Raw genomic sequence first — 14,333 nt, forward strand, 5'->3', positions numbered from 1 at the left:
CGGCGTGCGCGCACGCCGTTGCGGGCGGCGGAGTTGGGCCGTGACTCGTCCACACCGCTGCGCAGGGACTGGGAGCGGGTCAAGGACGACGTGATGCGCTGTGCGGTGGCGGCCAAGTTCCGCGCGCATGCCGATATCCGGCACATCCTGCTGTCCACCGGTGACGAGGAGATCGTCGAAGACACCACCACCGACCACTACTGGGGCCGGGGCAGGACCGGGAACGGCAAGAACATGCTCGGGCGGATTCTGGTCCGCACCCGTCACCAGCTGCGCACCGAACTCGCCGAACACGCCGAACACGCCGAGACCCCGGACGGCGACGGCCGCCGCCCCGGGCGGTGATCCGCGCCCCCGCACGGCAGGTCGGTCGTCTCACTGCCGGCCGTCGAATCGCGCGCTCGTCAGCGGGGCGACCGTCGTCCAGCCGAGGGACGCGTACAGGGCCCGGCCGTCCGGTGTCCCGCCCAGTACGCCGACCTCCGCGCCCTCCTCGAACGCCGCCCTGGTCAGGGCGCGCATGACGAGCGTGCCGAGGCCCCGGCGGCGGTGGGACCCGGAGGTCTCTATCTGGTCGACGACCGCGGTCCGCCCGGTCGGGGCGATCTGGCCGCGAGCGGCCCACGAGCCGTCCGGTGCGGCGACCATCGCGCGGATCACGCCTCCCCGGGCCCAGACGCGCAGGCGGTAACCCTCCGGGGCGGTGGCGGCCGGGCCTTCCGGTGCCCCCAGCGGTGCGGTCATCAGCCAGCCAGGCTCGGGGTCGACCCACCAACCCTCGCCCAGGCAGGGGGCGACTCGCGACGCGTCGGCGAAGACCTTGAGCCACACCCCGGCCCCGGTGACCGCGCCGGCCACCTTCCGGACCGTCTCCTCCTCGATGTCGTCATGGGTCCCCGCGAGGACGTGGCGGGTGACATGGGCGGCCGTTCCGTTGTCGATCGTCCAGCCCCAGGGCTCCACGACCGGGGGCGCCGCGCCCCGCGAGACGACCCAGCCGTCGACCCAGGCCCGCACGATTCCGTCCACTGTCGCCCCCGTGTAGGTGTGGCACGTCCATTCGTCTGTAATAGGTGCATCGACAATCAGGCTATTACGTGAGAGGTGTGTGTGTCAGCGGGTCGCCGCCCCTGCGTCGGGTCGTCCCTGATCGCCCACAGCGAACGGCCCGGCCCTCGGGGAACATCCACGGGCTCATGTGCATTGAGTCGGCATAGCTCAACTTGAATGCCGAGGGAGAGATCATGGCTTCGATGTCCGCACCGCTCACCCTGCCCGTACTGCCGCTCGACGACGAGGTCGTGCTGCCCGGCATGGTGGTGCCGCTGGACCTCAATGACACGGATGTACGGGCCGCGGTGGAGGCCGCGCAGGCGGCGGCGCGGGCGGAGCGCGGCAAGCCGAGGGTGCTGCTGGTGCCGCGGATCGACGGCGCGTACGCGGCCACGGGTGTGCTCGGCACCGTCGAGCAGGTGGGCCGGCTGGCCGACGGCGACCCGGGCGCGCTGATCCGGGGACGCGGCCGCGTGAAGATCGGGGCCGGGACCACCGGGCCCGGTGCCGCGCTGTGGGTCGAGGGGACCCGCGTCGAGGAGAGCGTGCCGGAGCCGTTGCCCGGCCATGTCGCCGAACTGGTCACCGAGTACAAGGCCCTGGCCAGCAGCTGGCTGCGCAAGCGCGGCGCCTGGCAGGTCGTGGACCGTGTGCAGGCGATCGACGACGTCTCCGCGCTGGCCGACAACTCCGGCTACTCGCCGTTCCTGACGACCGAGCAGAAGGTGCTGCTGCTGGAGACGGCCGACCCGGTCGCCCGGCTGAAGCTCGCCACGCAGCAGCTCCGCGACCACCTCGCCGAGCAGGACGTCGCCGAGACCATCGCCAAGGACGTCCAGGAGGGCGTCGACAAGCAGCAGCGGGAGTTCCTGCTGCGACGTCAGCTCGAAGCCGTCCGCAAGGAACTGCGCGAGCTCAACGGCGAGAAGGAGGGCGAGGAGTCCGACGACTACCGCGCCCGTGTCGAGGCCGCCGACCTGCCCGAGAGGGTGCGGGAGGCCGCGCTCAAGGAGGTCGACAAGCTGGAGCGGTCCAGCGACCAGTCCCCCGAGGGCGGCTGGATCCGCACCTGGCTCGACACCGTGCTCGAACTGCCCTGGAACGAGCGGACCGAGGACGCCTACGACATCCAGGGCGCGAAGGGCGTCCTGGACGCCGAGCACGCCGGCCTGGAGGACGTGAAGGAGCGGATCACCGAGTACCTCGCCGTGCGCAAGCGGCGCTCCGACCGCGGGCTCGGTGTCGTCGGCGGCCGACGCGGCGGCGCCGTGCTCGCCCTCGTCGGGCCGCCCGGCGTCGGCAAGACCAGCCTCGGCGAGTCCGTGGCGCACGCCATGGGGCGGAAGTTCGTCCGGGTCGCCCTCGGTGGCGTACGGGACGAGGCGGAGATCCGCGGCCACCGGCGCACCTACGTGGGCGCGCTGCCCGGCCGTATCGTCCGCGCCATCAAGGAGGCGGGGTCGATGAACCCCGTCGTCCTGCTCGACGAGATCGACAAGGTCGGCTCAGACTTCCGGGGCGACCCGGCCGCGGCACTGCTGGAGGTCCTCGACCCGGCGCAGAACCACACCTTCCGGGACCACTACCTGGAGGTCGAGCTGGACCTGAGCGACGTCGTCTTCCTCGCCACGGCGAACGTCCTGGAGGCCATCCCCGAGGCGCTGCTCGACCGTATGGAACTCGTCCGGCTGGACGGCTACACGGAGGACGAGAAGGTCGTCATCGCCCGGGACCACCTGCTGCCGCGGCAGCTGGAGCGGGCCGGCCTCGACGCCGACGAGGTCACCCTCGACGAGAGCGCGCTGCGCAAACTCGCCGGCGAGTACACCCGCGAGGCCGGGGTGCGGAACCTGGAGCGGTCGGTCGCCCGGCTGCTGCGCAAGGTGGCCGCCCAGCACGAACTGGGCGAGCGGAAGCTGCCGTTCACCGTCACCGACGCCGACCTGCGCGCACTGATCGGACGTCCGCACCACGTGCCCGAGTCCGCCCAGGACCCGGCGGAGCGGCGCACGGCCGTCCCCGGTGTCGCAACGGGGCTCGCGGTCACCGGTGCAGGCGGCGACGTCCTCTACGTCGAGGCGTCGCTGGCGGACCCGGAGACGGGCGCGGCGGGACTGACGCTCACCGGGCAGCTGGGCGACGTGATGAAGGAGTCCGCACAGATCGCGCTCTCCTTCCTGCGCTCGCACGGCGCCGAACTGGAACTGCCCGTCGCCGATCTGAAGGACCGGGGCGTGCACATCCACTTCCCGGCGGGCGCGGTGCCCAAGGACGGACCGAGCGCCGGAGTCACCATGACGACGGCCCTGGCCTCGCTGCTGTCCGGCCGGCTGGTCCGCACGGACGTGGCGATGACCGGTGAGGTCTCGCTCACCGGGCGGGTCCTGCCCATCGGCGGCGTCAAGCAGAAGCTGCTCGCCGCGCACCGGGCCGGGGTCACCACGGTGATCATCCCCAAGCGCAACGAGGCCGACCTGGACGACGTCCCCGCCGAGGTCCTCGACAAGCTGGAGGTCCACGCCGTCACCGACGTCCGGCAGGTGCTGGAACTGGCCCTCGCCCCCGCGGAGGTGGCGGTCCCGGCGGCCGCCTGACGGCCGCACGACAGTACGGCCGCCCGGCACACGGACGGCCCCCGAGCTCCGGCGGTGACGTGACGGACATCCGCCGGACGAGGGAAGGCCCGGGTCCCGTGAGGGAGGCCCGGGCCTCTCCCTTGGGCGGCCCCGCCAGGGGCACCGCCGTCACACGCGCGTTCCCGGCGGTCCGCGTCACCGCCCACCTGCGGAATACTTACGGCGCCGCCCGTGACGGCGGTCCGCGGCGGAAACTTTGGGCAACTCTTCGGCGACGCGGAACCGGGATCAGGAGCGCTGACGTGCAGGACGAGGGCGGAAACGGCGGCCAGGGCGACAACGGGCCCGCGACGCCGACCGGCGGCATGGACCAGGCGTTCCTCGCGCTGGAGCGGGAGCTGACGGTTCTGCTGCGGCGCGCCCGCGCCAAGTCCGGCGAGATGGCCCGGGCGGTCCACCCGGACCTGGAGTCCGCCGCGTACGGCCTCCTCGCCCGGCTCGACGAGACGGGACGGCTGCGCGCCACGGAGCTCGCCGCGTACATCGGCGTCGGCAAGGCCACGATGTCCCGTCAGCTGCGCGCCCTCGAACACCTCGGCCTCATCGCCCGCGAACCCGACCCGGCTGACGGCCGCGCCTGGCTCGTCCACCTCACGGACGAGGGGCGGGCGCGGTTCCGCGCGGTGCGCGACGCCCGGCGGGTGGCCTACGTACGGCAACTGGCCGACTGGGACCGGGACGAGGTGGCCCAACTCGCGCGACTCCTGCACCAGCTGAACCGGGGCGTCGACGGCTGACGCCGCGAACGGCGCGCCGGGCCGGGTGACGGCGCCTCACCAGGACCCCTCGGCGGCGGGCTTCAGGGCGTCGCCGATCACCGGCCCGCGCCGGCACGCCTCCACGTGCCCGCGCCTTTCCGCCGCCTCACAGCTCCGCGAACACCACGCTCGCGTCGTCGTGGGTCTTCGCCCGGCCGAGGAAGCGGCGTTCGGTGTCGGCGTCCTCCAGGTCCCGCACCCGCTCCACCAGGGCGGCCGCGCCCTCCTTGCGCAGGTACGTGAAGCAGTCCTCCCAGCCGCCCTCGCGGAACATGTCGACCCAGCGGGTGGCCCCGTCGGTCAAGGCGGCCACGGACCGGACCCGTTCGCGCGGGACGATCCCCGTCACCGCCCGCGCCGCCACGGCCGGATCGGCCGCCGCCGTCCAGAAGCCGCCCTCCTTGTTGCGGACCGTCGAGTCGGCGATCGCGGCGGTGGCGAGGGAGGCCCGCGGGAGCCGGGACAGACGGTCGTCCAGCACCGTCGTCACCAGCCCGTCCGGCGCCTCGAACAGCAGTGCCGAGTCGGAAAGGACCAGGTACTCCAGCGTCCGCGCCGACCACCGCGCCAGAACCACTGTGGCCTGCGGGGTTCTTGGGTGAGAAAGGTCACAGGTTTGGGCGTGCGTCCGGGCGGTACGAGAGATGGCCTGCGCAAGAACGGCGGCCAGGGGCGAATCCCGTTCCGAAAGGGACAGTTCGGTCAGCGCGCCGCCGAGGCGGGAGGTGAACCATGCGACCGAATGTCGACAGCCGTAGTCGGCGGGCGGTGGCGTCACGCCGTCGAGGAGGACCACGGCACCGCCCTGTCCCCCGGCGGGAAGCGCGACCGACGCGAAGTCCTCGTTGGGGCGGGAGGGGTGGCCGGGCTCAGAGACGAGTTCCGTACGCATTCGGCCAGTCTGCACGAGCCCTCCACAAGATCCGCGAAAGGCCGACAATGGTCGCCGTACGACCCGGACCCTCCAGCCCGGGCGCCGGGTTTGGCATGGAATGACCGTGAGTGGGGAAGCGCGGCGGCGAATACTGCCAAAGCGCGTCGCCGACGTCCAACCGGCCGACCGGGCGGGGCATCGGCACGAGCCGGGGGAACTTGCCCGCCAACTCCCCGGCGATGTTCACTCCTTCGGGTGGCGGGACTGATGATGCGGGACCACCACCCACCGGCACTGGGAGGGTCGGGAGCCGTACCGGGGGGACGCTCACAAGTTGACGGAACGTCACCCGGGCCCATGGGTAAACGAGTCAGGAATGCGAGCACCGGTGCAGAAGACGCGGCCTCGGCGCGCAGGCAAGAAGGCAGCTTCGAAGGCCTCCGCGGCCTCCCCGAACCAGCAGGGGACGGCGCAGCAGGCCCCCACCGTCGGCACCGGGCGCAAGGCGCACGTACGCAACCGGCTCATCATCGCCGTGGCCGTCGTGGCCGCCGCCATCGCGGGCGCCGGATCGCCCTCGGTCCTCGCCGCCTCGGAGCAACTGCACGCCACCCAGTCCCTGGTCACGCTCGCCGAGCAGACCCAGGAGACGCTCACCCTCGCCCACGCGCTCGCCGACGAGCGTGACGAGGTCACCGCGTACATCGCCGCCGGACGGCCCAAGTCGGCCGCCCCCGACGAGGCGCGCGCCGACCGCGTCGACCGTCAGGTCGCGGAGCTGAGCGCCGACACCGACACCTCCACCGCGCTGCGCGAGGACATCCGGTCCATCGCCGCCGTACGGAAAGCGGCGCTCTCCGGCAAGAGCACCGCTCTCGAAGCGCACCAGGCGTACAGCGCCGTCGTCACCGAACTCCACGCGCTCGCCGAGGAACTCGCCCAGCAGCTGCCGCCCCGCGCGGGCGGCGGGGCGTACGCCCTCGCCGAACTCGACACCGCCGTCCAGCAGGCCGCCGCCGCCCGCGGGCTGCTCGTCGCCGCGCTCAGCGTCCCGAGCACCACGCAGACCGTCATCGACCCGGCCACCGGGCTGCCCACCACCACGACCGGCTCCTCCGCCGCCGACGACAAGCAGCGCGACGCCCTCGGTGCCGCCGCCCAGCAGGCCCGCGTCCGCTCCGACGCCGCCCTCGCCCACTTCCGCGAGACCGCGCCCGCCGGCGCCCGCTCCTCGTACGACGCCACGGTCACCGGCCCCGAGGCCGACACCGCCGAGAAGTACCTCACGCGCCTCACCGACCAGCCCACCCTCTCCGACGACGAGAAGACCACCAGCGCCCCCAAGGTCGACGTCGCGCTCTCCGCCCGTGTCGACCTGATGCGCGGCGCCGAGTCCTCCCTCTACGACCGGCGCACCAAGGACCTCGCCCACCTGCGCGACGACGACGTCACCGCGCTGGAGATCCGGGTCGCGCTCCTCGGCGCGCTGATGCTCCTCGCCGTCGGTGTCGCCACCGGCATGGCACGCTCGCTCACCCGCCCGCTCGCGGTGCTGCGCATCGGCTCCGCCCGCGTCGCCGGTGACCCCCTCGCCGAGGAACCGGTCAAGTTCACCGGCCGCAACGACGAGTTCGCCCAGGTCGTCCGCTCCGTGAACGCGCTCCACGCGCACGCCCTCGCCCTGCACGAGCGGCTCGCGCCCCTGGAGGGCGACCGCAAGCACCTCATCGGCCAGCGTCAGACCATGGCCGACGAACGCGACCGGCTGCGCGCCGAACTCGCCGAGGCCGGCGCCCACCTGGGCAGGATCCAGCACAGCATCAACGGCACGTTCGTCAACCTCGCCCTGCGCACCCTCGGCCTCGTCGAACGGCAGCTCGCCGTCATCGAGTCCCTGGAGGAGCGCGAGCAGGACCCCGACCGGCTCGCCACCCTCTTCAAGCTCGACCACTTCGCGACCGTCATGCGCCGCCACAGCGAGAACCTCCTCGTCCTCGCCGGCCACGAGCACATCCAGCACCACGCCGGAGGCGTCCCGCTGGTCGACGTCGTGCGCGCCGCGGTCAGCGAGATCGAGCGCTACGAGCGGGTCCGTATCGCCGCGCTGCCGCCGAGCGCGCACATCGCCGGGTTCGCCGCCGACGACCTCAGCCACCTCCTCGCCGAACTCCTGGAGAACGGCACGACGTTCTCGCCGCCGGAGATGAGCGTCGAGGTCTCCGGCCGGCTGACGGAGAACGGCGAGGTCACCGTCTCCGTCCAGGACGGCGGCATCGGCATCCCCGCCGACCGGCTCGCGAAGCTCAACGCCCGCCTCACCGACTTCGACCCCGACGCCCCCTACGACCAGGAGGACGGCGAGGACCTCGGCCTCGGCCTCTACGTGGTGGCCCGCCTCGCCCACCGGATCGGCGCCCGGGTCCGGCTCCAGGAGCACACACCGGGCGGCACCGCCGCGGTCGTCGTCCTGCCCACGACGCTGCTTGCCACGACACCGGCCCCGCCCACCGCCGGTCCGGCGCCCACCGCCGGGCCCGTGCTGTCGCTGCCCGGCATCGCCGCCGAGATCAACGACGGTGCCCTGCCCGCCCGCTCCGTCGCCGTCCGCGAACCCGAGGGCGACGGCGACCCGCTGATCGAGGCCGCGGAACGGGCGCTGCTCGCCCGGGACGCCGCCGACACCGCCCGCCGCGCGGGGAACGCGGCCGCCACGGCGGACGACGAGGACACCGCACCCGCCACGGACGGGGACGCGACCGCAGACACAGACACGGACACGGCCGTCCGCGCGGGGAACGCGGACACGGCCACGGACACCGACTCGGCGGTCCGCGCGGGGAACGCGGACACGGCCGGGGACGACGAGGACGACGACGTACGGGAGGACCCGCCGGGGGCCCCGGCGGAGTCCGTCTCCGAGACCACCATGGAGCTGTTCGCTCCCGTGGTCCCGGAGCAGGCCGCCGACGAGGACACCGACGACCCGTACACCATCGGCCCCGACACCCATGAGCGTGCCGCCGACGAGGGGGACGCGGCGCGCACATCGGCGAAGGCCCCGCGCCTCACCGACAAGGGCCTGCCCAAGCGCACGCCCCGGATCACCGCGCCCGTGCCCACGACCCCCAGGCCGCGTGCGGGGGGCGTGAACGCCGACGAGCTCAGGCGTCGGCTCGGCGGGTTCCACCAGGGGGCCAGGGAGGGACGCCGTGACGTCGAGGCGGAGATCGCCGAGCAGTCGGGCGAGACACGGGCACCCGAGCCACAGGAGTACCGGACAGAGGCAGTTGACACCACGGGGGGCACTTCCGAGGAGGCAAGCAGTTGACCGCGCCCAGTACCTTCGGCTTGAGCAGTGAAGCCCGCAACCTGCACTGGCTGCTGACCAACCTCGTCGAGGAGGTGCCGGGACTGCTGTCGGTCGCGGTGGTCTCCTCCGACGGTCTGCTGCTGCTCTCCTCCGACCCCGGCCGCAACGCCGAGGCCCGCGAGGCCCAGGGCGAACGGCCCCAGGGCCCCCGGGGCTCCGCCGCCGACCTCGCCACCATCGTCTCCGGCATCGGCAGCCTCACCATCGGCGCCGCCAAGCTGATGGAGTTCGGCGGGGTCAAGCAGACGATGGTCGCGATGGACGAGGGCAGCCTCTTCGTGATGTCGATCAGCGACGGCTCGCTGCTCGGCGTCCACGGCTCCCCGGACTGCGACATGAGCGTGGTCGCGTACCACATGGCCCTCTTCGTCGGCCGCGCCGGACACGTCCTCACGCCCGAACTCCGCAGCGAACTGCGCAAGTCCCTGGAGGCCGAGGAGATCGAGGCGGCCGGGAGCAGGCGATGAGCGGCGCCAAGAAGACGAGGGCGCGCGCCCCCAAGCCGGGCTCTGCGAGGAAGCCGGGCCCGCAGCGGAGCCCCCACAAAAGACTCCCGACGCGCGGCGGGGACCGCAAACCCGCCCGCGTACGCCCCTACTCCCTGACGGGTGGCCGCACCCGCTTCGGTCATGTGCTCCTCGTCGAGACCTTCGTCGCCGTGCTCGAAGCCCCGGCCGACAGGCCGGAGCCGGACGGGCACACCGCCCACACGTCCGGCAGCGGGGGAGGCTCCCTCACCGGCAAGGTGATGCCCGAGGTGCGGGCCATCGTCGAACTCTGCCGCCGTATGCGGACGGTGGCGGAGATCGCCGCGCTGCTCAAGATGCCGCTCGGCGTGGTCCGCGTCCTCCTCAGCGATCTCGCGGACCAGGGAAAGATCCGTGTGTACGGAACAGGTCACGGCCCGGGACAGCCGGACCGCGCTCTGCTGGAAAGGGTGCTGAGTGGACTCCGCAGTCTCTGACGCCGCCTCGCCAGGCGTCACCCCCGACGCCTCGCACGGCGTCACCCCGGGCGTCACCGTCGACGCCCCCCGGCCCGGCGGCTTCGCCCGGGCCGCCTCCCGCGGTCTCGACCGCCTGGCCGGGGCGCCCGCGCCCCGGTACGAGCCGGAGCCCGAGGAGGACCTGAAACCCTGGCAGGCCGACCTGTCCCGTGCCCCCATCGCCACCAAGATCGTGGTGGCGGGCGGTTTCGGCGTCGGCAAGACCACCCTCGTCGGCGCGGTCTCCGAGATCACCCCGCTGCGCACCGAGGCCCTGATGACCGAGGCCAGCGCCGCCACGGACGACCTCTCCGCGACCCCGGAGAAGATCACCACCACCGTGGCCATGGACTACGGCCGCATCACCCTCGACGACGACCTCGTCCTCTACCTGTTCGGCACGCCCGGCCAGGAGCGGTTCTGGTTCATGTGGGACGACCTGGTGCGCGGCGCGATCGGCGCCATCGTCCTCGCCGACACCCGCCGTCTCACGGACTGCTTCCCCGCGCTCGACTACTTCGAGAGCTGCGGCCTGCCGTACATCGTCGCCGTCAACGAGTTCGACGACAGCGACCGCTACGAGCCGGAGGACGTACGGGACGCGCTGACCGTGCCCGCCCATGTACCTGTCATGATCATGGACGCGCGGAACCGGGCCTCGGTGCTGGAGACCCTGCTCGCGCTCTGCGGCCACGCGATAACCGTCAGCCCCGAATAGCCCCGGCGGGGGGCGCGGGGCACACAGAGGCGTAGGAGACCAGTCCGGATGCGGAAGATACTCGTCGTCGGAGCCGGCCAGTCCGGTCTCCCGCTCGCCCTCGGCCTCCAGTCGCACGGGTACGAGGTCACGCTGATGTCCAACCGTACGGCGGACGAGATCCGGCACGGGCGGGTCATGTCGACGCAGTGCATGTTCCACACGGCCCTCCAGCACGAGCGGGACCTCGGGCTGAACTTCTGGGAGTCCCAGGCGCCGAGGATGACGGGCATCGGCGTCTCCGTCTCCGGCCCCGGCGCCGAGCGCCTCGTCGACTGGGTCGGGCGGCTCGACGGGTACGCCCAGTCCGTCGACCAGCGGGTGAAGATGGCCGGCTGGCTGGACACGTTCGCCCAGCGGGGCGGCCAACTGGTCGTCCACGGCGCGGCCGTCTCCGACCTCGACTACTTCGCCCGGGTCTACGACCTGGTCCTGGTCGCCGCGGGCAAGGGCGAGCTGGTCTCCATGTTCGCCCGTGACGCCGCCCGTTCGCCGTTCACCAGGCCGCAGCGTTCCCTCGCGGCGGCGTACGTCCACGGACTGGAGCCCCGCCCCGAGCACCCCGACCACGAGGTGGCCCGCTGCAACCTGGTGCCCGGCGTCGGTGAACTCTTCGTCACCTCCACGCTGACCACGTCCGGGCGGGCGGACCTGCTCTTCTGGGAGGGGGTGCCCGGCGGCCCGGTGGACGTCTTCCAGGGCGTCACCGACCCGGCCGAGCACCTCGCCCTGACCCTGGACCTGATGGAGCGGTTCGTCCCGTGGGAGCACGCGCGGACCGGCCGGGTCGAACTCACCGACGCGGGTGGGGTACTGGCCGGCCGGTACACCCCCGTCGTGCGGCAGCCGGTCGCCCATCTGCCGGGCGGCGGGCTGGCCTTCGGCGTCGCCGACGTGGTCGTGGCCAACGATCCGCTCACCGGGCAGGGCGCCAACACGGCGTCCAAGTGCGCGGCGGCGTATCTGCGGGCCATCCTGGACCACGGGGACGCGGAGTTCGACGAGGCGTGGATGCGGCGCACGTTCGAACGGTTCTGGGCGCAGACGGCGGGCCCGGCGACGAAGTGGACGAACGCGATGCTCGGGGAGCCGCCGGAGCACGTGCTGACCCTCATCGGCGCGGCCGGCGCCCTGCCCCGCGTGGCCGACCGCTTCGCCAACGGCTTCGACGACCCGGCCGACTTCGAGAACTACTTCTTCGAGGCGGAGAAGACCGAGGCGTACCTGTCGGAGGTCGCGGGCGGCTGAGCGCCGCGGGCGCGACGGGCCCCGGCCACCGCGCCGGAGACGCCCACCGGCCTCCCCTCACGCGACATCACAGGCCCCCTCCTCCCTCACCACACGTTGTAGCCCGCGTCCGAGCCCTTCTTCGCCGTCCTCGGGAGTTTCGGGAGGGCGAACCGTTTCAGCGGTTTGGCCTTGGGGTCGGGGCGTACGGCGCCCAGAAGGGGGTTGGCGGCGATCGGGGAGACCTTGACGGTGGTGCCGGGGCGGGGGGCCTGCACGACCAGGCCCTTGCCCAGGTAGAGCGCGACATGGGTGGCCTTCGGGTAGTACAGGACCAGGTCACCGGGGCGCAGCTTGGTGAGGGGGACGCGCGGGAGACGGGCCCACTGGGCCTGGCTGGTACGGGGGATGCGGCGTCCGGCGTGCGACCAGGCGCGCGAGGTCAGCCCCGAGCAGTCGTACGCCTTCGGGCCCTCGGCGCCCCACTTGTACGGCTTGCCGATCTGGGCGACCGCGTAGCGCAGCGCCTTCGCCCCGGTGCGGGTCGGCGGCCGTACGGAACTCAGCGCGCCCGAGGCGACGAGCTTGCGCTGGGCGTCGGCCGTCGTGTTCCGGTCCAGCCGTTCGATCCCGGCCAGCTGCTCGGAGGTGAGGGAGGCGAGGAGCCGCTCGACCTCGCCGAGACGGCCGCGTACCGCGTCGCGTTCCTTCTGGCGGCGCTCGGTGAGGGTGAGCCGGCGGTCGAGGGCGGCGCGCGCCCGGCGGGCGAGCGCGTCCGTCGTCCGCTCGCTGCCGGTCATCCGCTGCACGGTCTGCGCGCGTTCCTGGGCGACCTGGCCGATCACATGGCCCTGCTCCAGCGCGCGGTGCGGGTCGCGGGCGAGGAGCAGCCGCACGTACGGGGAGAGGTCGGTGGTGCTGTTCTGGTACTGCTGGCGGGCCAGCCGTCCCGCGGCGCCCCGGCTGTCGTGCAGGGAGAGCCGGGCCGCGCTGAGCCGCCGGTCGAGACGCGCCACCTCCGCCCGCTGCTTGCGCAGTTCCTCCTCGGTGGCGTTGTACGCCTCCGTGGCCTCCTCCACCTCCCGGAACAGCCGCCGCAGATCGGTGAGGAGCCCGGCCACCGAGCGGGCGTCACCGGCGGCTGTGTCGTCGTCGCCGGTGGCCCCGGCGGTGTCGCTGTCGGCGGGGGGCGCGGCGGTGTCGCTGTCGGGCGCGGGTCCGGCCGAGTCGCCCGGCGGCGCCGGCAGCGGGGCCGCCGCGGCCTGGACGGGTGCCGTCGTGAGGAGTGTGCCGGCCGCGACCGCCGTGGCCGTCGCCGTACGGACCAGACGCAGGACCTTTCCTGACACGTCATCACCTCCGGTGCGCGGATGGGCCGTCCATCTCGCACCGGCAGGATGGGAGGAGCGGAGGGCGGGCGCGCGCCGGGTGGGCCGTCCGGCCCGCGGAGGTCACTCGTCGGGGGACGGCGGCCGCTCGGGCGGCGTGGCGGATTGCCGTCGCGGCCCCGACCACGGCCACTTCGGGCCCCGGCCGGGGTCCGCGTCCGGCGCGTACTCGTACTTCCACAGCTGCTGCATGAACCCGCCCCGCCCGGCGTCGACCCTGCGGTACACGAGCACCGTGTCGGGTCCGCCCGCGGGATCGGGCACGGGGACCCGGTACGTCTTCGGCGGGTGCCCGGTGATGCCGAGCAGCACCGGCAGGACGCGCCCGTCCAGGGGGCCGCCGACGAAAGGGGTGTCCTGTGTCTTCACCCGACCAGTGTCACAGGACCGGTGTCACAGCAGGTGGGCGGCGTCGCCGACCACGGGCAGGACACGGCGGGCCAGGGCGCCGACGGCACCGTTCGCGGCCTCCATCGCGAGGGCGCCGCGCACGGCGGTCGCGGTCTGCGGGTCCCGGCCGGCGGTGACGGTGACACAGGCGACGAACTGCTCCACGAGCCAGTCCCGCAGTTCCGCCATGTCCGGCTGCTTTCCCTCGTCCAGCCAGATGAGGGAGGCGGCCTCCACGGCGGTGATCCACATCCGGACCGTCATCCGCAGCCGGAGGTCCGGCTCCGCGACCTCCAGATGCCGCAGGATGTGCTCCGCCGCGGCCCGCCGCACACCGTCCACGATGGCCGTCGCCCGTGACGTCTCCACGACGCTGCCGCCCTGGAGCAGGGCGCTGAAACCGGCGTCGTGCCCGGCGACGAAGGTCAGATACCGGTCGAGGGCGCGGGACAGCCGGGCGGTCAGGGGGCCCTCGGCGGGCTCGTCGAAGCAGTGCTCCAGCTCCTCGGCGGCCGAGCGGAGGGCGGCCTCGTAGAGCTGCTGCTTGCCGCCGGGGAAGTAGCGGTAGACGAGGGGGCGGGAGACCCCGGCCGCCTCCGCGACGTCGTCGAGGGAGACGTCCTCCGGGGCGTTGTGCGCGAAGAGTTCCAGGGCCGCGTCGAGGAGCTGGCTGCGCCGCTCCTCGACGCTCAGACGGCGGTACGCGCGGGTGGGGGCCTCGGACGTCATACCGGCAGGGTAGTCGCGTGGCCGCTGGCTCGGGGCCGGGCGCCTGACAGCTCGGGGGTGCGTGTTTCGTCGGCGGGTGCGGGTGGGTGGGGACTGGTCGCGCCCACGCGGCGGAGCCGCAAGTGTCACCGCCCCGCGCCCCTGAAGGGAACGGGCCTGCGGCCCG

At 73.4% G+C, this 14,333-nt stretch carries 13 protein-coding genes; 8 read left to right on the forward strand and 5 right to left on the reverse strand.

What is annotated here, in order from left to right; all coding sequences use genetic code 11:
* Positions 1–345 (forward strand): NADAR family protein (locus tag AOK15_RS20125; protein WP_157870315.1); only part of this gene is annotated, 345 nt, incomplete at its 5' end.
* A 30-nt stretch (positions 346–375) separates the two neighbouring features.
* On the opposite strand, the gene AOK15_RS20130 is transcribed toward AOK15_RS20125, so the two are convergent.
* Complete coding sequence (locus AOK15_RS20130) at positions 376–1,029, reverse strand: GNAT family N-acetyltransferase (RefSeq protein ID WP_055518811.1); 654 nt, start codon at positions 1,027–1,029, stop codon at positions 376–378.
* Between the two features lie 215 nt (positions 1,030–1,244).
* Between AOK15_RS20130 and lon the strand changes: the two genes are divergently transcribed.
* Together lon and AOK15_RS20140 are read left to right on the forward strand one after the other, a co-directional pair.
* A complete protein-coding gene (gene lon, locus AOK15_RS20135) occupies positions 1,245–3,647 on the forward strand; it encodes an endopeptidase La (protein ID WP_055518813.1) in 2,403 nt (800 codons plus the stop codon).
* 284 nt (positions 3,648–3,931) lie between these two features.
* A complete protein-coding gene (locus tag AOK15_RS20140; protein WP_055518816.1) occupies positions 3,932–4,426 on the forward strand; it encodes a MarR family winged helix-turn-helix transcriptional regulator in 495 nt (164 codons plus the stop codon).
* A 127-nt stretch (positions 4,427–4,553) separates the two neighbouring features.
* Here AOK15_RS20140 and AOK15_RS20145 read toward each other — a convergent pair whose 3' ends face one another.
* Positions 4,554–5,339 (reverse strand): protein phosphatase 2C domain-containing protein, encoded by a 786-nt coding sequence (locus tag AOK15_RS20145; protein ID WP_055518818.1) that lies wholly within the window; start codon positions 5,337–5,339, stop codon positions 4,554–4,556.
* A 370-nt stretch (positions 5,340–5,709) separates the two neighbouring features.
* Between AOK15_RS20145 and AOK15_RS20150 the strand changes: the two genes are divergently transcribed.
* The 5 genes from AOK15_RS20150 (at position 5,710) to AOK15_RS20170 (ending at position 11,681) form a co-directional block, all read left to right on the forward strand.
* Positions 5,710–8,649, forward strand: coding sequence for a sensor histidine kinase (locus AOK15_RS20150; protein ID WP_055518820.1), 2,940 nt, complete (start codon positions 5,710–5,712; stop codon positions 8,647–8,649).
* The gene (locus AOK15_RS20155) at positions 8,646–9,158 is read left to right on the forward strand and encodes a roadblock/LC7 domain-containing protein (protein WP_055518822.1); all 513 of its coding nucleotides are present in this window, start codon (positions 8,646–8,648) and stop codon (positions 9,156–9,158) included. Before AOK15_RS20150 ends, AOK15_RS20155 begins: the two co-directional genes overlap by 4 nt.
* Entirely contained in the window at positions 9,155–9,655 is a 501-nt protein-coding gene (locus AOK15_RS20160) for a DUF742 domain-containing protein (RefSeq protein WP_055518824.1), read from the forward strand. The genes AOK15_RS20155 and AOK15_RS20160 overlap by 4 nt, the downstream gene beginning before the upstream one ends.
* A gap of 115 nt (positions 9,656–9,770) precedes the next feature.
* Positions 9,771–10,394, forward strand: coding sequence for a GTP-binding protein (locus AOK15_RS20165; protein ID WP_240508510.1), 624 nt, complete (start codon positions 9,771–9,773; stop codon positions 10,392–10,394).
* A gap of 48 nt (positions 10,395–10,442) precedes the next feature.
* Positions 10,443–11,681 carry a styrene monooxygenase/indole monooxygenase family protein gene (locus AOK15_RS20170; RefSeq protein ID WP_055518829.1) on the forward strand — a complete coding sequence of 413 codons (1,239 nt, stop codon included), beginning with the start codon at positions 10,443–10,445 and terminating at the stop codon, positions 11,679–11,681.
* A gap of 86 nt (positions 11,682–11,767) precedes the next feature.
* On the opposite strand, the gene AOK15_RS20175 is transcribed toward AOK15_RS20170, so the two are convergent.
* From AOK15_RS20175 to AOK15_RS20185, 3 genes are all read right to left on the reverse strand, one after another.
* Positions 11,768–13,009, reverse strand: a complete 1,242-nt coding sequence (locus tag AOK15_RS20175; protein ID WP_055518832.1) for a C40 family peptidase — start codon at positions 13,007–13,009, stop codon at positions 11,768–11,770.
* Between the two features lie 102 nt (positions 13,010–13,111).
* Positions 13,112–13,417, reverse strand: a complete 306-nt coding sequence (locus AOK15_RS20180) for a hypothetical protein (protein ID WP_055518834.1) — start codon at positions 13,415–13,417, stop codon at positions 13,112–13,114.
* 24 nt (positions 13,418–13,441) lie between these two features.
* On the reverse strand, positions 13,442–14,167 hold the full coding sequence (locus AOK15_RS20185) for a TetR/AcrR family transcriptional regulator (RefSeq protein WP_055518836.1): 726 nt from the start codon (positions 14,165–14,167) through the stop codon (positions 13,442–13,444).
* Positions 14,168–14,333 lie beyond the last annotated feature (166 nt).

The sequence above is a fragment of the Streptomyces ossamyceticus genome, assembly GCF_001418475.1.
GTDB classification, from domain to species: Bacteria; Actinomycetota; Actinomycetes; order Streptomycetales; family Streptomycetaceae; genus Streptomyces; species Streptomyces ossamyceticus.

Coding starts and splice junctions, on each gene's coding strand:
- AOK15_RS20160 (WP_055518824.1), top strand. CDS start 9,155: ATGAGCGGCGCCAAGAAGACGAGGGCGCGCGCCCCCAAGCCGGGCTCT.
- AOK15_RS20170 (WP_055518829.1), top strand. CDS start 10,443: ATGCGGAAGATACTCGTCGTCGGAGCCGGCCAGTCCGGTCTCCCGCTC.
- AOK15_RS20185 (WP_055518836.1), bottom strand. CDS start 14,167: ATGACGTCCGAGGCCCCCACCCGCGCGTACCGCCGTCTGAGCGTCGAG.
- AOK15_RS20145 (WP_055518818.1), bottom strand. CDS start 5,339: ATGCGTACGGAACTCGTCTCTGAGCCCGGCCACCCCTCCCGCCCCAAC.
- lon (WP_055518813.1), top strand. CDS start 1,245: ATGGCTTCGATGTCCGCACCGCTCACCCTGCCCGTACTGCCGCTCGAC.